Origin of the sequence: Bradyrhizobium sp. (genome assembly GCF_035652035.1) — a bacterium.
Taxonomy (GTDB): Bacteria; Pseudomonadota; Alphaproteobacteria; order Rhizobiales; family Xanthobacteraceae; genus Bradyrhizobium.
Genome location: NZ_DASREO010000109.1, coordinates 1 through 19702, shown reverse-complemented (window position 1 = coordinate 19702; position 19702 = coordinate 1). Strand labels below are relative to the sequence as shown.

Annotated in this window: 18 protein-coding genes; 8 read left to right on the top strand and 10 right to left on the bottom strand. The window is 61.8% G+C overall.

The window, feature by feature from the left end:
• The first annotated feature begins 112 nt into the window (after positions 1 to 112).
• Positions 113 to 1366: a D-amino acid dehydrogenase gene (locus VFB05_RS30685; protein ID WP_325019675.1), complete on the top strand. Its 1254-nt coding sequence runs from the start codon at positions 113 to 115 to the stop codon at positions 1364 to 1366.
• A gap of 71 nt (positions 1367 to 1437) precedes the next feature.
• Here the strand turns inward: VFB05_RS30685 and VFB05_RS30680 are convergent, their stop codons facing one another.
• From VFB05_RS30680 to VFB05_RS30670, 3 genes are all read right to left on the bottom strand, one after another.
• The gene (locus VFB05_RS30680) at positions 1438 to 1902 is read right to left on the bottom strand and encodes an EF-hand domain-containing protein (RefSeq protein WP_325019673.1); all 465 of its coding nucleotides are present in this window, start codon (positions 1900 to 1902) and stop codon (positions 1438 to 1440) included.
• Positions 1903 to 2055: 153 nt separating this feature from the next.
• Positions 2056 to 2763, bottom strand: coding sequence for a glutathione binding-like protein (locus VFB05_RS30675; protein ID WP_325019670.1), 708 nt, complete (start codon positions 2761 to 2763; stop codon positions 2056 to 2058).
• A gap of 155 nt (positions 2764 to 2918) precedes the next feature.
• Positions 2919 to 3161: a hypothetical protein gene (locus VFB05_RS30670; protein WP_325019668.1), complete on the bottom strand. Its 243-nt coding sequence runs from the start codon at positions 3159 to 3161 to the stop codon at positions 2919 to 2921.
• Between the two features lie 125 nt (positions 3162 to 3286).
• Here VFB05_RS30670 and VFB05_RS30665 point away from each other — a divergent pair, with 125 nt between their 5' ends.
• Positions 3287 to 4201 carry a LysR substrate-binding domain-containing protein gene (locus VFB05_RS30665; protein ID WP_325019666.1) on the top strand — a complete coding sequence of 305 codons (915 nt, stop codon included), beginning with the start codon at positions 3287 to 3289 and terminating at the stop codon, positions 4199 to 4201.
• 15 nt (positions 4202 to 4216) lie between these two features.
• On the opposite strand, the gene VFB05_RS30660 is transcribed toward VFB05_RS30665, so the two are convergent.
• The gene (locus VFB05_RS30660; RefSeq protein ID WP_325019664.1) at positions 4217 to 5191 is read right to left on the bottom strand and encodes a hypothetical protein; all 975 of its coding nucleotides are present in this window, start codon (positions 5189 to 5191) and stop codon (positions 4217 to 4219) included.
• A 168-nt stretch (positions 5192 to 5359) separates the two neighbouring features.
• Here VFB05_RS30660 and VFB05_RS30655 point away from each other — a divergent pair, with 168 nt between their 5' ends.
• The gene (locus tag VFB05_RS30655; RefSeq protein WP_325019663.1) at positions 5360 to 5599 is read left to right on the top strand and encodes a hypothetical protein; all 240 of its coding nucleotides are present in this window, start codon (positions 5360 to 5362) and stop codon (positions 5597 to 5599) included.
• On the top strand, positions 5592 to 5786 hold the full coding sequence (locus tag VFB05_RS30650; RefSeq protein ID WP_325019661.1) for a hypothetical protein: 195 nt from the start codon (positions 5592 to 5594) through the stop codon (positions 5784 to 5786). The genes VFB05_RS30655 and VFB05_RS30650 overlap by 8 nt, the downstream gene beginning before the upstream one ends.
• Positions 5787 to 5967: 181 nt before the next feature.
• Here the strand turns inward: VFB05_RS30650 and pgm are convergent, their stop codons facing one another.
• The gene (gene pgm / locus VFB05_RS30645; RefSeq protein ID WP_325019659.1) at positions 5968 to 7614 is read right to left on the bottom strand and encodes a phosphoglucomutase (alpha-D-glucose-1,6-bisphosphate-dependent); all 1647 of its coding nucleotides are present in this window, start codon (positions 7612 to 7614) and stop codon (positions 5968 to 5970) included.
• Between the two features lie 194 nt (positions 7615 to 7808).
• Between pgm and VFB05_RS30640 the strand changes: the two genes are divergently transcribed.
• A complete protein-coding gene (locus VFB05_RS30640; RefSeq protein ID WP_325019657.1) occupies positions 7809 to 8723 on the top strand; it encodes a hypothetical protein in 915 nt (304 codons plus the stop codon).
• A 78-nt stretch (positions 8724 to 8801) separates the two neighbouring features.
• Here the strand turns inward: VFB05_RS30640 and VFB05_RS30635 are convergent, their stop codons facing one another.
• Positions 8802 to 9719: an IS1595 family transposase gene (locus tag VFB05_RS30635; RefSeq protein ID WP_325019655.1), complete on the bottom strand. Its 918-nt coding sequence runs from the start codon at positions 9717 to 9719 to the stop codon at positions 8802 to 8804.
• A gap of 219 nt (positions 9720 to 9938) precedes the next feature.
• Between VFB05_RS30635 and uvrB the strand changes: the two genes are divergently transcribed.
• On the top strand, positions 9939 to 12857 hold the full coding sequence (uvrB, locus tag VFB05_RS30630) for an excinuclease ABC subunit UvrB (protein WP_325019653.1): 2919 nt from the start codon (positions 9939 to 9941) through the stop codon (positions 12855 to 12857).
• A gap of 9 nt (positions 12858 to 12866) precedes the next feature.
• Here uvrB and VFB05_RS30625 read toward each other — a convergent pair whose 3' ends face one another.
• Positions 12867 to 13502 carry an MT-A70 family methyltransferase gene (locus tag VFB05_RS30625; RefSeq protein ID WP_325019650.1) on the bottom strand — a complete coding sequence of 212 codons (636 nt, stop codon included), beginning with the start codon at positions 13500 to 13502 and terminating at the stop codon, positions 12867 to 12869.
• Between the two features lie 149 nt (positions 13503 to 13651).
• On the opposite strand from VFB05_RS30625, the gene VFB05_RS30620 reads away from it, so the two are divergent.
• Together VFB05_RS30620 and VFB05_RS30615 are read left to right on the top strand one after the other, a co-directional pair.
• Positions 13652 to 14371 carry a BglII/BstYI family type II restriction endonuclease gene (locus VFB05_RS30620; protein ID WP_325019648.1) on the top strand — a complete coding sequence of 240 codons (720 nt, stop codon included), beginning with the start codon at positions 13652 to 13654 and terminating at the stop codon, positions 14369 to 14371.
• A gap of 146 nt (positions 14372 to 14517) precedes the next feature.
• A complete protein-coding gene (locus VFB05_RS30615; protein WP_325019646.1) occupies positions 14518 to 15909 on the top strand; it encodes a WG repeat-containing protein in 1392 nt (463 codons plus the stop codon).
• A 231-nt stretch (positions 15910 to 16140) separates the two neighbouring features.
• Here the strand turns inward: VFB05_RS30615 and VFB05_RS30610 are convergent, their stop codons facing one another.
• The 3 genes from VFB05_RS30610 to VFB05_RS30600 form a co-directional block, all read right to left on the bottom strand.
• Positions 16141 to 16599, bottom strand: a complete 459-nt coding sequence (locus tag VFB05_RS30610; protein WP_325019644.1) for a YybH family protein — start codon at positions 16597 to 16599, stop codon at positions 16141 to 16143.
• A gap of 122 nt (positions 16600 to 16721) precedes the next feature.
• Positions 16722 to 19058: a caspase domain-containing protein gene (locus VFB05_RS30605; protein WP_325019642.1), complete on the bottom strand. Its 2337-nt coding sequence runs from the start codon at positions 19056 to 19058 to the stop codon at positions 16722 to 16724.
• 365 nt (positions 19059 to 19423) lie between these two features.
• The coding region (locus VFB05_RS30600) for a hypothetical protein (RefSeq protein WP_325019640.1) at positions 19424 to 19702 on the bottom strand (279 nt) is incomplete at its 5' end.

The following is a 19702-nucleotide window of genomic DNA, read 5'->3' as shown; positions in this document are numbered from 1 at the left end:
CTTGTTCGGTCCGGCCGTTATAACCTGCGTCTATATCCCGCCTGCCGATCGATATTGGACGCCTTCCTGAAATTGATGAAATTGGCGGCCTGTTCATCGCTTTGGGTTGACCATGCATACGATCGTTCTCGGAGCCGGCGTCGTCGGCCTCACCACCGCCTGGTATCTGCGGGCCGACGGGCATCAGGTTACAGTCATCGATCGCAACGACGATGTTGCGAGCGAGACGAGCTTTGCCAATGGCGGTCAGCTTTCCTATAGCTACGTCGCGCCGTTGGCCGGTCCCGGCGTGCTTTCAAAACTGCCAAACTGGCTGTTGCGACGGGATTCGCCCGTTCATTACCATCCTCGCGTCGATCTCCAGCAGTGGAGATGGCTGCTGCAATTCGTGCGCGCCTGCACCCATCGTCAAAGCGAAGAATCGACGCGCAGCCTGCTTTCCCTATCGTTTCTCAGCCGCGATCTCATGAACGAACTGCTCGGCAGCGAGCCTGACCTGAGCTTCGATCACGCCAACGCAGGCAAGCTCGTCGTTCATCGGACCAGCGCCTCGTTCGATGCCGCGCGCCGCCTTCTGGACTATCAGCGCTCGCTGGGTTGCGAGCAGGAGGCGCTCGACGCCGACGCATGTATCGCGAAGGAGCCAGCGCTCGCCCATCTCGCGGGCGAAATGAGCGGCGGCATCTTCACGGAGAGCGAAGACAGCGGCGACTGTTATCGGTTCTGTGTGGGATTGATGCGCCTGTTGCGCAAGCGGGGCGTGGCGTTCCGTTTCGGGACCGCCGTCACCCGGCTGCGGCGCACGTCCGCACGGAGAGTGATCGCTTCCGCGGCGGGCGAAGATCTCGATGCCGATCACGTCGTGATCGCAACGGGAACGTCCAGCGTGCCACTGCTCGCAACGCTTGGAATTCGCGTGCCGCTATATCCATTGAAGGGATATAGCCTGACGGCTCCCTTGCAGGGCAAAGCCGTCGCGCCGCGCATGAGCGTCACCGACTACGAGCGCAAGGTGGTCTATGCGCGCCTCGGCGACAGGCTGCGGATCGCCGGAATGGCGGACATCGGCGGCCGTCGCGCCGACATCAGTCCTCGGCGTATCGCGACGCTGCGCGCCGCGGCCAGGGCGATGTTCCCTGGCGCTGCCGACTTCGACAAAGCAGCCGCATGGTGCGGGCTACGTCCCGCAACGCCAAAGGGTCTGCCGATCATCGACCGGACAGCCTTCGATAATCTTTGGCTGAACATCGGTCATGGAGCGCTCGGGTTCACGCTTGCGCTGGCTTCCGGCCGCCTGATCGGCGACCTTGTTTCACAGCGCAAGCCGGCGCGTTCAGTCGGACGGTTCGAGCTCGCCGCCGCGTGAGCGACGGTCTCCGCCGGGTCCGCGTTCCTCGTCAAGCCGCCGATCGGCTTCCACACACAGGCGGCATTGACTCAGTGAAACCGGTCGCGCGGCCGTTCCTGCGGAGCGCCCGTCGATTGCGGCGAGCTCGCTGCCTTCAATTCGTCCGGCGTCACCTTGCAATCGCCGTTCCTGTCGAAGCGCACGATGAACACGCTCGGCTTGTCGACGAACTCCTTGCGCGAGATCTTGCCATCCTGGTTTTCGTCGAAGTAGCCGAAATCGGCTTGCGCGAGCGCAGGATCGGCCTTCTTGACGGCATCGAACTCCTGCCGGGTGAGAAAACCCTTGCGCCCTTTATCGGCCGAGACGAACAGCCGGTCCATGAAACTCTTCCACTCTTCGCAGGTATAGACGCCGTCGTGATTGGCGTCCCACGCCGGTGAACTGTTCAGCATGGGGTCTTCTGCGCGAGCGAGAGACACGCCGAGCGAGTTGCCGGCCAGAAGCATCGCCAAGGTGACGCCGATACGAAGCCTCGATATTCCCTTGCGCAAATTCGTAACTCCTCTCGCCAGCTGCCTTCAGCAGAATCGATAGCAGCGCAACAAACAGAAACAGAAAGCCCGCCGCTTGATCCATATTGGATTATAGCAGCGGGCTTCGATCGCAAACGCAAAGTTGCGTGCGGGCGTTTGACTATTAAAAAACTATTTTACCACCGCGGCGGTCTGGCCGAACAGAAGCTTGCGCTCTTCCTCGGTGCGGATCGCGGGCTGACCGAAATTCGGATTGACCTCCTTGGCGAGCGCGTAGGCGCGCACCGTGGCCGGCCGATCGCGGATGGTCTCCAGCCAGCGCTTGAGGTTCGGGAACTGGTCGATGTCCTGGCCCTGGTTCTTGTACCCCGCGACCCAGGGATAGCTCGCCATGTCGGCGATCGAATACTGGCCGGCGACGAATTCGCGATCCTTCAGCCGCTTGTTGAGCACGCCATAAAGACGGTTGGTCTCGTTCACGTAACGATCGATGGCGTACGGGATCTTGTCCTGCGCGTAATTGCGGAAATGATGGTTTTGTCCGGCCATCGGGCCAAGGCCGCCCATCTGCCAGAACGTCCACTGGATGGCATCGTAGCGGCCATAGAGATCGGAGGGGAGGAACTGGCCGGTCTTCTCGGCGAGATAAAGCAGCATCGCGCCGGACTCGAAAATCGAAATCGGCTTGCCGCCGCCTTTCGGCTCGTGGTCGACCATGGCGGGAATGCGGTTGTTCGGCGCGATCGCCAGAAACTCGGGCTTGAACTGATCGCCTTTGCCGATGTGGACCGGGAAAATCTTGTACTTCAGCCCGGTCTCTTCGAGAAACATCGTGATCTTGTGGCCGTTCGGCGTCGTCCAGTAGTGCAGATCGATCATGGGGGCGTTCCTTGTCGCTTCCGGCGGGGGCGCGGAAATGGATGCGGATGCATGAATTTCGCCACAGCGCGCGCGCGAGGTCAATGGCGGCAGCGCCCGGTGCTCGCGAAAGTGATTGGCAGCAATGTGCGGGATGCGTGGGAACTGAACCAGCTTTAGGCAATCCGGCCGTTGTCGCGAAGCAGTTGTTCGCCGGCATCGGTGACGGCCAGGATCATTCCGACACCGGCCACCGCTTCGCGCATGACATAGCCGGCATCCGACGCATCCTCCCAGATCGTCAGCCGCGGACAGGACGTGCGCCAGGTGGCGATAACCTCGGAGTAAAGCCGCGGCTGTCGCGCGATCCACTCGACGAAATCAAGCACCAGCGGGTCGGCAGGTTGGGGCGTGCTCATCGCAATCTCCACGCCATCAAACCTGCGCCTCTTGGACGCTTCGGACAAACTGAGTTAGTTTGCCCTGCCCCCAGTTTTCCTGAGGGTGGGTCAGGTGGCGAATTCCTTATCCGAACTGAGGGCACATGCGGCGCCTGTTGTTTCTCAACGGCATCAAGGCTTTCGAGGCGGCGGCGCGAAGCGGAAGCTTCGCCGCCGCAGGCAGCGAGCTCAACGTCTCCGCAGCCGCGGTCAGCCGTCTCGTGCATCTGCTCGAAGAGCGGCTCGGCGTTGCCCTGTTCGAACGCAAGGCAAATCGCCTCGCGCTGACATCAGCCGGACGCGCCTATCAGAGCGGGCTGACGCCGATCTTCGATGCGCTGGCGAGCCTCACTGCACAAGTCACCGCATCCGCGGGCACGCGGGTTTTGACCATCGGCGTGGGTCCGACTTTCGCCATGCGCTGGCTGATCCCGCGGCTTGCGGATTTTCGCAAGGAGCAGCCCGATATCGAGGTGCGGATCACGACCGGCGGCGCGGCCGCGCCCTTTGCCGACGATTGGAGTTGCGGCATCAAGCTCGGCAGCGGCGAATGGCCGGACCTCGTCGCCGAGCCTTTATTCGCAGCCGATCTTCAGCCTGTCTGCGCGCCGCGCCTTGCCTCGCAACTCAAGCGGCCGGCCGATCTCAGGGGACCGAACCTGCTGCGGGTCGCGCACGCGGCTGAGGACTGGCCGCTATGGCTGAAAGCCGCCGGCGCCTCACGTCTCACCGCGCGCGGACCGGAGTTTCAGTTTTATGGCCAGGCGCTGCAGGCAGCCGCCGACGGGCTTGGCGTGGCGATGGGCATTCGGCCCTATATCGACGACGACATTGCTGCGGGGCGACTGGTCGCGCCGTTTTCGCTAAGCGTGCCCAAGGGCATGCGCTGGTACCTCGTCTATCGCAGCTTTCGCACCAGCCAGCGTGACTTTGCCGCCTTCCGCCGCTGGATCATCCAGGCGGCGTCGCGACCTGCCGGGCGCGGCAAGGCGAGCAAGGTTCGACAGATGGCCGATTGAGCCACGACGTCAATCCTAAGGCGCGCGAGACACCGCAATCGTCCGCGCTTCGCTTTGCGTCAGATTCTGCTCCATGCTGCGAAACACGGTGGTGGATTTTTCCGCGACCTTGCGCGTCATGCCGTCTTCGACCTGAAATTCGGCGCGCTTGTCGAAGGAGAAGAGCATCGACTTCACCAGAAGATCGACCCGCGCCGGCGTCACGCTGTCGCCGGAAGCTGCGAGCAAGCTCTTTGCAAAAGACTGCATGAAATCGCTCATCGCGACGGGATCGACTGAGGTGGCGCTGACGAAGGTGAGCCGGCCCGCCGAATCAACATCAGTCAGTTCGAACCGCTCGTTCGCCATCAGCGCGTCGCCGCCGAGCGGATTTTGCGCAGGTTTCGAGGTCCAGCGGAATTCGCCGGGTTTCATTCCCGCATTTTGAGCAGCCGCCAGCGAGACCATCGCATCAATGTAGACGGATGCCGCATTCTCGGCATCGGCCTCGGTCAACTCCGACATCAACTGGTCGAACAGCGCGCGCGCCGCCGGCCTTTCGGCAAATTGCGCCGCAAGGGTGTCGGCCGAGCGGCGCATCGCCGCCCTTGCCTCGTCGAGATTGTCGATGCGCAAGGGCTTGCCGGAGGCATCCGTTGAGGCTCGGATCACGATATTCTCGGGGACGTTGGCGTAGGCGCGGCGAAGCGCGACGCTTCGTGCATTGCCTTCGACCATCGAGCCGCGTTGGACCCAGGAGATGCGAAAACCGTCCGCCGTCTTCGCCTCGACCGTGAGTTCCGCGCGCGTTCTGACCAGCGACGTCGTCGACCCCTCCGGCCTCGTCTCTTCGCTGCGGATCTCGGTCTCGACGATCCAGCGGCTGCCGATCGGCGGATCGTAGGCCAGCTCGGCCGCGTGCGCCCGGCTCGAGCTTAAAGCCGGACTGAATACCGCCATCGCCAAGGCGGCCGCGACCGCCCTTGCCCGCGTGACACGCGCCAAATCCACCGTGCTGCCCCCAAAGACCATCGCTAACCCAAATCGCCCTGTTTCGCGCCGCTTATATAGGCGGCGTAAGGGGATAGCGCCGAACTTCTCCCGAAACTGTGAACCACTTCACATTCGTTTGGAGCCGGACGTGGTTTGCTGTCTCTCCGGAATTAACGGGGACGCGACATGACCTATCACGGCTTTCAGATCGAGGCTTTCGAAGCCGGCAAAGGCCTTTGGCACGCCCGAATCAGGCGGGAGGACTATCAGCCCGTCGTCATCGACGGTGTTTCGTTTCCCGAGCTTGAGGTCGGTTTCGCCTGGTCCGATCAGGAAGCGGCTGTCGCCGACGCAAAGACCCGCATCGACTATCTGAACCGGCGATCCGTGACGTCAGAACAAAAGCGGAAGACTGCTCATGCATGAATCCAAAACCAACGCCTCCGCCGACGTACGATCCAACTGCCCTGATTGCGACGGCACCCTTCGGGTGCTGCGCGTGATCGGCGGACGCGCGGGCGCCGAATACTGGACCATGCGATGCACCCGCTGCGGCGGGATCCACCTTGACATCGTCAACGGTCCCGCGCCTGCCCCGGCGCCGGCGGCTTAACAGCCGCTCAAGCCGGACCTGGTGGTCCGATTCTAACATTTGTATCCCTTCTCAGCAGGCACTCTTACAAATGTTAGAATCAAAGGACCACTAGCAAATATCGGTTTCTAGTGGAGCTTTGGATTTGACATTCGCTTGTCGAACGCGCTGCCAACGGGTAGCGAATGTCAAATCCGCTCCACTAGCCAGCGAACACCCGCGCGATCGCAGTTCGCGCCTCGTCCTGGATTTGCTTCAGGTGCGCCTCGCTCTTAAAGCTCTCCGCATAGATCTTGTAGACGTCCTCGGTGCCTGAGGGGCGCGCCGCGAACCAGCCATTCTCCGCCGTAACCTTGATGCCGCCGAACGGCTGGTTGTTGCCCGGCGCCGCCGACAACACGGCCGTGACCCTCTCGCCGCCCAATTCCTTCATCCCGAGCTTTTCGCCCGTCAGCGTCTTGAAGACGCTCTTTTGCTGCACTGTGGCCGGGGCATCGACCCGCGCATAGAAAGGCTTTCCGAGTTCATCGGTCAGCTGCTCGAACGACTGGCTTGGATCGCGGCCGGTTTTTGCGGTGATCTCGGCCGCAAGCAGCCCCATGATCAGGCCGTCCTTGTCGGTGGTCCACACCGAACCGTCCTTGCGCAGGAACGAGGCGCCCGCGCTTTCCTCGCCGGCAAAGCCGAAGCCGCCACTGACGAGGCCGTCGACGAACCATTTGAAGCCGACCGGCGTCTCCACCACCTTGCGGCCAATTTTATTGGCAACGCGGTCGATGATCGCGCTCGACACGATGGTCTTGCCGATCGCGCTGTCCTTGCGCCATTGCGGGCGATGTTCGAACAGGTACGCGATCGCGCTGGCCAGAAAATGGTTCGGATTCATCAGGCCGCCCGTACGGGTGACGATGCCGTGGCGGTCGGCGTCGGTATCGTTGGCAAAGGCGACATCGAATTTGTCGCGCATGTTGATGAGCTGCGCCATCGCGAAAGGCGAGGAGCAATCCATCCGGATCTTGCCGTCCCAGTCGAGCGTCATGAAACGGAAGGTCGGATCGACCTCGTCGCGGATCAGCGTCGCATTCAATTTGTAACGCTCGATGACCGGCGCCCAGTAGCGCACCGCCGCTCCGCCGAGCGGATCGATGCCGATCTTTACGCTAGAGGAGCGGATCGCCTCCATATCAAGAATGTCGGCGAGATCGGTGACATAGGGCGTGATGTAATCATGGCGGTGCACGTTGGCCGCCTTGCGCGCGCGCTCGTACGCCATGCGCTTGACGCCATCCAGATCGGTTTCGAGATAGCGGTTCGCGGCGCGCTCGATCGCACTGGTAATGTCGGTGTCGGCCGGACCGCCGTTCGGCGGATTGTATTTGAAGCCGCCGTCTTCGGGCGGATTGTGCGACGGCGTGACCACGACGCCGTCGGCGAGCCCGTTTTGCCGGCCTTTGTTATAGGTGAGGATCGCGTGCGAGACCGCCGGCGTCGGCGTGTAGCCGTCCTGCGCATCGATCATCACCTCGACGCCGTTGGCGGCGAACACTTCCAGCGCGCTCGCGAGCGCCGGCTCGGCGAGCGCATGGGTGTCGATGCCGATGAACAGCGGTCCGGTGAGATTTTTCTCGCGCCGGTAGTCGCAGACGGCCTGGCTGATCGACAGAATATGCGCCTCGTTGAAGGCGAGGTTGAACGCGGAGCCGCGATGGCCCGAGGTGCCGAATGCCACCCGCTGCGTCGCGATCTTTGGGTCGGGTTTTCCAGCGAAATAGGCCGTCACCAGCCGCGGAATATTCGCCAGCATGGAGGACGGAACGGGCTTTCCTGCGAGCGGGTGATTATCGGGCATAGGGGTCCTTATTTTCCGTCATTGCGAGCCAACGGGCCGGGCGAATGCCCGCCCGATGATAAACTCCGCGAAGCAATCCGGGATCGAATGGGTCTGGATTGCTTCGTCGCTTCGCTCCTCGCAATGGCGATGATCCCTTACTTGACGGATGCCGCTCTGGGCGGTATTGTAGTGGCGGAAATTGAGGCAGTCCAATGATCCGGGCTGCCTTAACCCCGCCATGGGTACAAATGTCCGAAGCATCACTTCCATCATCGTGGGCTGAGGCCCGCGATGTTACGTTGGCAAATGCGCCGTGGATTTTCCTGCTGCTCGCAGGTGAACGGGCGGTTGACGGACATTATAAAACGGCAGGCGTAGCGTTAGCGCTCTGCCTCGTGTCCTTCGGGGTCGCAATTCATTGGAAGGCCTTTCAAGGCCTCTCCAAGCCCGAAGGGAGGCGACGCTTGGCTTTCGTTTTCATCACCATTGGGGCCATTGTTCTGGCAACAGGTATTTATATGCTTGCCACCCAGCAAGCGTCGTCACCCGCCAATAAAGTTGTTGAGCAACACGAGCAACAACCTGCTGCACCCATCTCGGAGGAAGAAAAGCACTTTCGGTTTGAGCTTCAAAAATACGTTCTTTTAAACATCGACAAGCAATTAGAATCATTTGCGCAACTCGTATTTCCGATAGTGATCAATCCAGGTAATCCGGGCGGCACTATTAATAAGGATGGGGAAACTGTGCACGCTGCAGCTGGCTTATTTGATGCCGCTGTCCGCTCAAAGGTGCTTGATGATGTAAATGCCCTAAAAGCGGATGTTGACAGGCCAATAGAGCAACTAGACCCGAAAAAAATTTCTACCGATTTGAAAAACTACTACCGATCCTACAATCAAGCGCAGGCCTTCTTCCGTTCTTTTCTTATCCTATCGGGACATGATCTGAGCAGAAACAGTAAACCACTTGCAACGTGGCTTGATGCAGACGACCGCGCATTACAGGCGAGCGAAGAGCTTTCAGCGTCTCTAGAGGCGCGAAAGTACGAGTTAGGTGGGTTCGCTGCTGCCGCGCGCTCCAGTTTCGGAGCTTATCTGAAACAACAAGGCGGCGGAGCTAACTAAATGGTAGCTCCAACTGCATCCATTCCGGTTCGCTGGCGGCTTTCGTCTCTAGCTGAGACACCTGCCAGTGCTTGTGTCTCAGCAGCCTGCTATGGCCGATCCGAAGATATCGACGTTCTCACGATGGTTGTAGCGGAACTGGAATTCCGCGACGTACAGCGGCAAATACTTCTTGCTGACCTTGTGATAGGTGCCGACAACGCCGCGCTTGAGGATGCTCCAGAATCCCTCAATCGTGTTGGTATGGACGGCACCAACGACGTATTCACCCTGCGTGTGCTTGATGACTTCGTGCGGGTACAGCTTCTTGACGTGGTGATAGCCAATCCATTCGTCAGTCACGAGCAAGCTGACCTTGCTGTCTACTGCGTCCATGACGAACTTGGTAAGCAATTCGCCGCTCACCGTATCAATGACGCGCGCTACGACGTTCCCTTTGCGGCTCACAGCGCCGACAACGGGCGTCTTGCCGGAGCCAATACCGCCACGGCCGGGACCACCCCGTCCATTGCCCCTATGCTTGTTCTTGGCTTTGCCGCCGATGAAGGTTTCGTCCACCTCAACGATCCCGCCCAGCTTGTCGAAGTCCTTTTCGACGAGCGCGGCGCGGATGCGATGGCACATATACCAAGCCGTCTTATAGGAGCCGAAACCGAAGTGGCGATGGATTTGGCGTGCGCTCATTCCCTTTTTGCTGGTCAGCAAAAGGTGGATGACCTGAAACCAGCGTCGCAAATCGACATTGGTGTTCTCGAAGATCGTTCCTGCGATGTTGGAGAACCGATAGCCGCCGGGGCTGCAATCGGGGCACTCCCATTTGAACTTCATAGTCTTGAGTTCGTAAGGCCGATCAGAGCCGCAGCGCGGGCAACGGACGCCATCTGGCCAGCGGCGCGCCACCAGATAGGCGTCGCAGGCTTCTTCATTCGGAAACATCTGCTCAAACTGGCCTACGGTCAGTTGGGTGATTTGTTTCGGCTGCTTTGCGCGGGCCATGATGGCTCTCCCTATCGACAAGGGGGAGTGTGCCATGTCTAAATCAATCCGTCAAGTCCGGGATCATCGCCCTCGCAATGACGAATTGCCAATCCGTTCCATTGTTGCCAACCTCACCGGCACTGACAACTGCTGACATCGCAACCGGCCATCGTGCAAGCAGTTCCTGACGGCACTACGGCCCTTTTCTCAAGGCTCAACTCGTCCCATATTCCGCCCATGGCGAAGACCCCCAACTCCCCGAAAAAGCCCGGCAAAGCCCCCAAGTCGAAAGCACACCGTCCCGAGGTGCAGCCGATCGGCCCGGCGCTCGCCGAACTGCTCAATCCCGCGATCAATCGCGGCGACGCCGGCATGGGATCCGGTACCGGCTTGCAGCCGCCGCCGGATAATTCCTGGGATCGCCGCGCCGGCGGCGAGGCGGCGGCCCACCGCGCCCGCGCCTCGACCAAGGGATTTGACGAAGCGCCACAGCGCGAATTCGCGCCGGCCAATTACGGCACCTCCGCGACCATTCCCACGCTCGACCCGGAACTGGCGCGGCAACTGGGCCTGCCGACCGCCGAGGATGATGAGGCGGATCTTGCGCGCCCACCGAAAAGCAAGATGGAAGCGCTTGGCGTCAAGGCGACCGCCGAAGCGCTGGAAAACCTGATTCGCGACGGCCGCCCCGAGTTTCGCGGCGCCGACGGCGCGATGAAAGTGTGGACGCCGCATCGTCCGCCGCGCCCGGAAAAATCCGAAGGCGGCGTGCGCTTCGAGATCAAGTCCGACTATCAGCCCAAGGGCGACCAGCCGACCGCGATCGCCGAACTGGTCGAAGGCATCCAGCGCAACGACCGCACGCAGGTGCTGCTCGGCGTTACCGGCTCGGGCAAGACCTACACCATGGCGAAAGTAATCGAGGCGACGCAGCGCCCGGCGCTGATCCTCGCGCCGAACAAGACGTTGGCTGCCCAGCTCTATGGCGAGTTCAAGAATTTCTTCCCGGACAACGCGGTCGAGTACTTTGTCAGCTATTACGACTACTACCAGCCGGAAGCGTATGTTCCGCGCACCGACACCTATATCGAGAAAGACTCCTCGATCAACGAACAGATCGACCGCATGCGCCACGCGGCCACGCGCGCGCTGCTCGAACGCGACGACGTCATCATCGTCGCCTCGGTCTCCTGCATCTACGGTATCGGCTCGGTCGAGACCTATACCGCGATGACGTTTGCGCTGAAGAAGGGCGAGCGCATCGACCAGCGGCAGCTGATCGCCGACCTCGTCGCCCTGCAGTACAAGCGCACGCAGGCGGATTTCACCCGCGGCACCTTCCGCGTCCGCGGCGACGTCATCGATATCTTTCCGGCGCACTATGAAGACCGCGCCTGGCGCGTGAATCTGTTCGGCGACAGCGTGGAAAACATCGAGGAATTCGATCCGCTCACCGGCCACAAGCAGGACGAACTCGAATTCATCAAGATCTACGCCAATTCGCATTATGTGACGCCGCGCCCGACGCTGGTGCAGGCGATCAAGTCGATCAAGGGCGAACTGAAACTGCGCCTCGACCAGCTCAACAACCAGGGGCGATTGCTGGAGGCGCAGCGGCTGGAGCAGCGCACCACCTTCGATCTCGAAATGATGGAAGCGACGGGAAGCTGCGCCGGCATCGAAAACTATTCGCGCTACCTCACCGGGCGTCTTCCCGGCGAGCCGCCGCCGACGCTGTTCGAATATGTGCCGGACAACGCGCTGGTGTTCGCCGACGAAAGCCATGTTTCGATTCCGCAGATCGGCGGCATGTTCCGCGGCGACTTCCGCCGCAAGGCGACGCTCGCCGAATACGGTTTCCGCCTGCCCTCCTGCATGGACAACCGCCCGCTGCGTTTCGAGGAATGGGACATGATGCGCCCGCAATCGGTTGCGGTGTCCGCCACGCCCGGCGGCTGGGAGCTCAACGAATCGGGCGGCGTGTTCGTCGAGCAGGTGATCCGCCCGACCGGACTGATCGATCCGCCCGTCGATATCAGACCCGCCCGCACGCAGGTCGACGATCTCGTCGGCGAGGTCCGCGCCACCGCGCAAAAGGGCTATCGCTCGCTGATCACGGTGCTCACAAAACGCATGGCGGAGGACCTCACCGAATATCTGCATGAGCAGGGCATTCGCGTGCGCTACATGCACTCGGACATCGACACCATCGAGCGCATCGAGATCATCCGGGATTTGCGGCTCGGCGCGTTCGATGCGCTGGTCGGCATCAACCTTCTCCGCGAGGGCCTCGACATTCCCGAATGCGCGCTGGTCGCGATCCTCGATGCCGACAAGGAAGGCTTTCTGCGCAGCGAGACCTCGCTGATCCAGACCATCGGCCGCGCCGCGCGCAATGTCGACGGCAAGGTGATCCTCTATGCCGACCAGGTCACGGGCTCGATGGAGCGCGCGATGGCGGAAACCAACCGCCGTCGCGAGAAGCAGGTCGAATACAACACCGCCAACGGCATCACGCCGGAGAGCGTGAAGAAGTCGATCGGCGACATCCTCAATTCGGTCTACGAGCGCGACCACGTGCTGGTCGAGGTCGGCGATGGCGGCAAGGGGTCTGGATGGTCCGATGACGTGATTGCGATCGGGCACAATTTCGAAGCCGTGCTGTCCGATCTGGAAACGCGGATGCGCGAGGCCGCCGCCGATCTCAACTTCGAGGAGGCCGCGCGGCTGCGCGACGAAGTCAAGCGCTTGCGCGCCACCGAAATGGCCGTGGTCGACGATCCCACCGCCAAGCAGAAGGCTGTCGCAAACCGCGCCGGCGCCTATGCGGGCGCGAAGAAATACGGCGAGGCGGCGAACCTGCCCGCGGGCGCGATGAAGAAGCGCGGCGGCAGATCGCGCGAGCGCGATCCGCTGCTGCCGACGGCGGACGAAAGACGCGGTGGATCAAAAGTTCACAAACCGCATCTCGACGAGATGCACGGGCCGGAATCGCTGCCTTACCGCGCGGGCCGTGCGTTGCCGGAAAAGCCTTTCGGCGACAAAAGCCGAATCTTCCAGCCGACCAATTCGCAGCAATCCGGTCCCGAGTTCGGTCCCTCCCCGCGCTCCTCCGGCGGCGCGCCGGGCAAACGGGGCGGGTGGAAGCGGAGGTAGGCCGGTCGGCTACTCGGCTGGTATCAACTCTGCCTGCGAATGATTGGAGTAGGTTTTCCAAGTCAATTTGTAATCCGCGGCCTGATCGCCCCAGGTCGTCCAACCTTTGCGCGGGCCACGACCGAATAATTCGACGAATGGTCCTGACGAACAGGCTTCGATAATGTCGTATTGTTCGTCCGGCTTTCGCGAATGCTCACGCTTGCGAGTCGCAAGATAGTTCACCTGCCTCCGGCCCGGCGCCAGCGTGCGCGCGTTCTTGCCGCGCACGCCGAACAAAATCAGTTCAGTGACATTACGAAAATAAAAGCCGACGCCTCGTCCATCCGAACCGCCGTCTTTTCTTATCTTGTGCCAGACGATGTTGGACTTGTAGGTGAAGCCCCACGCTTTCATGACCGCGAGACCGTCCGGCAACATCGCGTTCGGACACCATAGGTAAAGGTGCGACGTGGCCGCCACGATCTCAGGCACCGGAAGAGCGCAGATCTCGTCGAGCTTCATGGTGCCGTAGCGCGATAGGCGCTTGTGTTCGGGGGCAACTTTCCCTGTCTTGTTCGTGAATTGCCAAGGCGGATCGGCAAGTATCGTCTTGAAGTGCCGGCCTCCTGCAAAGCGCAGCAAATCCTGTCCGGCTGAAAGCATCGGTAACTCCAAGACGTTAGGCAAGAATATCGATATACGGGCTATGTTTGATTCATGATATCATGTTCACGTTACGTTCTCAAGATGCGTAGTGGATAATTCTTGCCGATCTGTTGTTGCTCCTTTCGACTAAGCGGACCTTGAGTTGAATGTCGACATTGCACCTTGTCCCAGCCGATCTTTTGGAGCGTTACCACGTCAAGGAGTGGAGAAACGCTACTGGCATATTAGAGACAGCTTGCCCGACCGAATGGGGCGAACTCCAGCAAGTTCTGCGGGATTTCAAACTTCTAAAATCCGAAGTTCGTATCGGTGGCGGTAATCGATCTTTGATTAGCCGCCGCATTGACGAACCACTTTATGCGAAAGGCTGGATAGAAAAGGAGTTCAGCACATCCATCATCGTCGATGAACATCAGATCGACAGCCCGACGCACGCCGTTGACTGCTTTAAAGGTGGCGTTGCGGTCGAAATGGAGTGGAACAACAAAGACCCTTTCTTCGATCGAGATCTGAACAACTTTCGCCTTCTGTTCGACCTTCGCGCGATCCAGGTCGGAATCGTGATTACTCGCTCGTGGGAGTTGCAGCAAATTTTCAAGAGCCTCGGAAAAGGCTCTTCTTACGGCAAGGCAACGACTCACCACGAGAAACTTTGGCCGAAAGTAGAAGGAGGCGGCGGCGGTGGCTGTCCTGTCCTGACCTTCGCGATCAAGCCAGTGAATTTCATCGACGATGGAGAACGAGCTTACCTCGCGCTTAAAGAGAAGGTTGAAGCAGAGAAATCAGCCAAGAAGGCCGCTAAAAAAGCCGCAAAGAAGGCTGGCCTTCCAGTTGATGAGGACGAGGACGAAGAAGACGAAGAATAGTTGAGTAGTATCTCCAGTGGCCGCCATAGATTCCGAGCTCGCTCGCTATGCTCGCGCCTCGGAATGACGACGCAGCCTCGAACCGTTTCAACGCCTTCGGCGACAAAGGTTAGTCGGTATTCACCCCAACCGCCGAAGCCATGACCATGCGCTTGATGTTCGCGATTACAGCTGCAGCAATCCTTATCAGCGCCACTCCGTCGCTCGCGCAAACCTGCCGGGCAATGGACGGCTCGTACGTGGGTGTCGATACCGGCGTGACCGACATCATTCCGCAGCGCTGCGACGAGTCCCGCAAATGCCAGATGTTCGCGATGGACGGGCGGCCGATCGGCGAGCCCGGCGACACGTTCATGCCGCGAACCGCATCCCCTGACGGCGTCTTCGCGGTCACGGCCAAGCGCAGCGGCTTGCAGGGCTATATGACGAGCGATGGCGCCTGGAAGGTCGCAGCCCAGTTCAAGCAGGCGGGACCTTATTGCGAGATGCGCGCGGCCGTGCAGCGCGTCGACAGTCTCTGGGTCTACCTCGACCCGCAGGGTCAAGAAGTCGGCAGCCCCTGGGACGCCGCGGAAGCTTTCACCGAAGGCCGCGGCCTCGTGACGTCCTACAAGGGCGGCCACACGTTTCTGCACGGCTATATCGACACATCAGGCAAGGTCGTCGTCCCGGTCACGTTCGCCGGCGCGCGTTTGTTTTCGGAAGGGCTGGCTGCCGTGCTGGTCGACGGCAAATGGGGTTACATCGACCGCGACGGCAAGATGGTGATCCCGCCGCGCTTCGCGGAGGCCGACCCCTTTCGCGGCGGCCGCGCCGTCGTGCGCACCAGCGCCGATTATGGGAAGAACGCCGGCCTGATCGATCGCAGCGGCAAATTCGTCGTCGAGCCCAAGTACGAACAGATCAGCAGCGTCAGCGAGAGCTTCTGGAGCATCGGCGGCATCGATCCCGCCTATCACGGCGACAGCGAAGAACCGCCGCTTCTGGTGCGGCTCGTCGATGCCGAGGGGCGCCCGATTTCGAAGCGAATCTACAATTCGATCGGCGCAGTGGTGGACGGACTGATGTCAGTCTGTCTCAACAGCCGCTGCGGCTTCATGGACACGAGCGGCAAGATCGTCATTGCCATGAAATACAAGAGCGTCGAGGATTTCCAGGAGGGGCTTGCCGCGGTCACATCGGACGGCGACCATTACGGCTTCATCGACCGCACAGGCAAGCTTGTGCTCAGCGAGCGCTATGAAAGCCTTGGGCCCCACAAAGAGCATTTTGGCCCGGGACCGTTCGTGAACGGCCTCGCGCCCGCGGGCTGCAAGGGACATTGGGGATTCATCGACAAGAACGGCAGCTGGGCCATCCCGCCGATCTACGCCTTGGCGCAGTCGTTCGACAACGGCTTCGCCCCGGTCGAGATCAAGACCGGCACCGCGCATTTGCGCCCCGATGGCAGCGCCATCGATTTCACACCGGCCGAAGTCGATGCCCCGACGCTGCCGGCGCGTCCGTGCGGTGTGCCGCTGGCGCGCGCGGCCGGGTGAGCGGAATTTTCTAACCGTCATTGCGAGCGCCAGCGAAGCAATCCAACGTTCGTCATTCCGGGATGGCGCGTAAGCGCCAGACCCGGAATCTCGAGATTCCGGGTTCGATGCTGGCGCATCGCCCCGGAATGACCATTTGGAAAGACTCTGGATTGCTTCGTCGCTCCAGCGCAAAATTGCTGCGCAATTTTGTCGCGGGCTCCTCGCAATGACGAGGCTGCGGCAGCTGCCTCACCACGCCTTCACCGGCCGATTGGCATGGCTTGTCTGAGGCACACCGCGATTGAGCGACATGTGCGAGTGTGTGCACAGCCACGTCTCGCCATCCTTCGAGAACACGAGCGTTGCGCGGCCGGGGCGCGGAAACGCCCGGCCGTCTTCGAAGTAGCCGAGGCTGGTCCAGGGCGCGACCACGATCGCCATGTTGCCGTCGGGCGACGCCAGCACTTGCGTTTGCTCAAGCACAAAGCGGAAGTCTGATGTCTTCGGCCAGACGTGATCCCACTGCGTGAGCACCCATTTGTCGAGACCGGGGATGACGTCGTTGTGCGTGCCGAAGGCGAGCACGTCGGGATGAAACAGCGGTTTTGCCGAGGCGTAGTCGACGTCGCGCACGTAACCGGAAAATGTCTCCAGCCACGCATGGAAGAAGCGGATGGTTTCGGGGGAGGCGATCGGCAGGGAAGCCATCGGTTTCTCCACATCGTCATGCCAGCGCCTGTCGCGGGCATCCACGTCTTCCTTCCTTCACATCGATTCAAAGACGTGGATGGCCGGGACAAGCCCGGCCATGACGCCTTCTCGCTACTTCATCAGCACCGCGGCTGATTGGGCGGACATTTCTTGGCCGCCGGCGGTGGTGGTTTGGGCGGCGCCGGCCGCGGTGGCGGCGGAGCAGGCCGCGGCGGAGGCGGCGCCGGCCGTGCCGCCGGTTGCGGCCGCGGCGGTGGTGGCGCAGCGCGCGGTGGAGGCGGCGGTGGTGCCGCGCGCGGCGGTGGCGGCGGTGGCGCGGCCCTCGGCGGTGGCGGTGGTGGTGGCGCGCGCCGTGTCTCCGGCTTTGGCGGCGGAGGTGGCGGCGTTGGCTTCGACGGCGCTGCAGTCGGCGCCGTCGGCGGCGCACGCCGCTCGTGCTCTTGCGGAGCCGGCGTCGTCGGCTGGCCTTGCGCAACCGGCGGCTTGCCGGGCGCGTTGGGCGCGCCTTTTTCCTCGCGCAGGTTCGGTTGGCCCGGCTGCGTCGTCAGTTTGTTTGGCGCAGCGCCCGGTGCGTTTGGCGCAGTCTTTTCCTCCCGCAGATTGGGGTGGCCCTGCTCGGCCGGCGTGTTGGAGAGCCGGTTCGGAGCTGCGCCCGGAGGCGCCGGCGGTGCACCCTTTTGCCCGGGAACAGGCAGCGCGTTGGCCTTCGGCAACTCCTGATGCAGCGGGACATTGCCCGGTTGCACCGGAGCCGTGCCCGGCCGCGGAGCATTGCCCGGAAGATTGGCGGGCGTCACCCCCGGTGCCCGCGGATTGATCGAGGCGCTCGGCGGCGCCGGCAACTTGCCCTGCTGGATCAGCGTGGCGCGCTGCTGGACATGCGTCGGCAAAGTCGGGCCAAGCGTCGTCGGGGCAGCCGTCGTCTGGCCCGGCGTGCCGGTCCGCGGGCCGGCCGCGGCGGCGATTGCAGCCGGCGTCGGCGCGGGGTTGTTGATCACCGTATTGATGACGGTGGTGTTGTGGATGTTGTTGTAGATGATGTTGTTCGGCGGCGGCCGCACATAGGCCGGCGGCGCGCAATAGACCGGCATCGGCACAAACGCCGGACGCGGCAGCACGAATAATCCAACGCCCACCCCGATCCCCACGGCAACAATCGGCGGCGCCAGCACCACGAAATCCGGCGGCGGCGGCGGCAGAAAGAACACTGGCGGCGGTGGCGGCGGCGCGAAGCCGAATTGGGGATCGTCAAAGTAAAGCACCGGACGGTCGACATAGACGAAGTCGTCCGGCGGCGGCGGCGGCACATCGCCATAATCGATCATGGCAAAGGACGGCGGCGGCTCCAGCGCCGCGGACAGGTACGAAAGGCGCCGACGCGCATCCCATGCATGCGGTCCGTCCGGATAGCGGCGCAGATACGACCAATAGGCATCGGGCGTATCGGCGAGATAAGTTCGGCGCCAGGTGATCGCCTCGCGCCGCGCGGCGAGGATTGCTCTCACCCGCCTCGCCAGCGGATCGCGAGGATAGGCGGCAAGAAAATCCTCGTAGCCCTGGAAGGTGTCGCGGGCCAGCGCGGCGGTGAACGCGTCCTGCGCGCCGAGATCGCGGATCGGCTTGTCCCTGATAGCCGCGACCTGATCCGGCGAGCCTTGCACGGGCGGCGCATCGGGTGCGCGATCGAAGAAAGTGAATGGCGCCTGGATCTTCTGGTCGTCCCACGGCACCTGAGCGCCCTTGCTGCTTTCGCTGACGCGCAGCCGCACGCGATCGAACACGTCGGGCAACGACAATCCCCCGGTGCGGATCATTTCCGCCAGCGCTTGGGCGTAGACGCCGTAGTTACCGGTCTGGGGCGGCACCACCGTGCCCGGCGCGGCGTTGAAGGCGATCAACATGTTCGGCGATGCTTCGACCAGCGCAAGTCCGCCGGCAATCGGGTTGCCACCTTCGACGAAGGGCTGCGGCCCCGCAGAATCCAGCACGACAACGCTGATCTTGACGGAAAGGGAGGCGAGCTGGCGCGTATAATCGCTGATCCGCAAGCCCTCGGTCGGAATATCCGTGTCGCGGCTGATCTTCGCATCGACCGGGACATAATAGTTTTCGCCGGCCAGCTGGACGGCGTAGCCGGAGAGATAGATCATCGCCACCGTGTTGGCGGGATCGGCTTGAACCTTCACCATGAAATCGCGAAGGCTGTTGCGCAGGGCGTCCGCATCGAGGTCGCGCGCTCCGATCACGTCGAAGCCCGCGGCCTGAAGGGTTTGCGCGATCAGCCCGGCGTCATTGGCCGCCGTCGGAAGCGGCGCCTTTTCGTAGTTGCCGTCGCCCACGACGAGCGCGATGCGCTTTTCCTGCGGCTGTTGCTGGGCGACGGCGCAGTCGACAAGCGCAGGAAATGCCAGCGCGCCGAGAGAAAGTGAAAACAGAAAAACCCTCGCCCATCGCATGATGTTTTCCCTCACCGTTAAACAAAAACAGCTTGAGCGGACGCTCGCTGAATATCCCCTGAACGGGCGGACGCAAGACATGTAAAGATGCCGCCGTCCGCGCGTTCGCATGTGTTCATGATCGGCAACGAAAGTCAAAAATGGCCGATGCCCGGAAGGACCAGGCATATAGAAACACGGCGGAAATTGCGCTGACCGATAAATAATTCGACGTCGTCGAGCGACGATCCGGGATCCATAACCACCGGCCCTCCGTCAGGAAAGCTGGAACCACGAGCCTGCCTATGATCAGTGCCGGCGATTATGGGTCCCCGCTTTCGCGGGGACGACGAGAGTGTGCACTCACGCCGCCGAATGACGAAGCCTCAAACCGACAACGGACTGACAAATCCGGCGACGAGCTTGGCCAGATCGGCTTGCCGCGACACGCGGGTCTTTTCATAGAGACGCGGGTGGCCATAGCGACCGGATGTGACGCGCGCTCTCCGGAGTTCATCATCCTGGTCGCGAGCCGACGCCAGGCGACTTGGAAGAGATGAAACGGCGTCGGCGGCGGTTATCCTCCGCCGTCGGAGCCCGAAATCCTCCGGTCTGGATCCTGATCGAACGGCGGCGGCCAGATCTTGCAATCGAAGCTCCGCGCA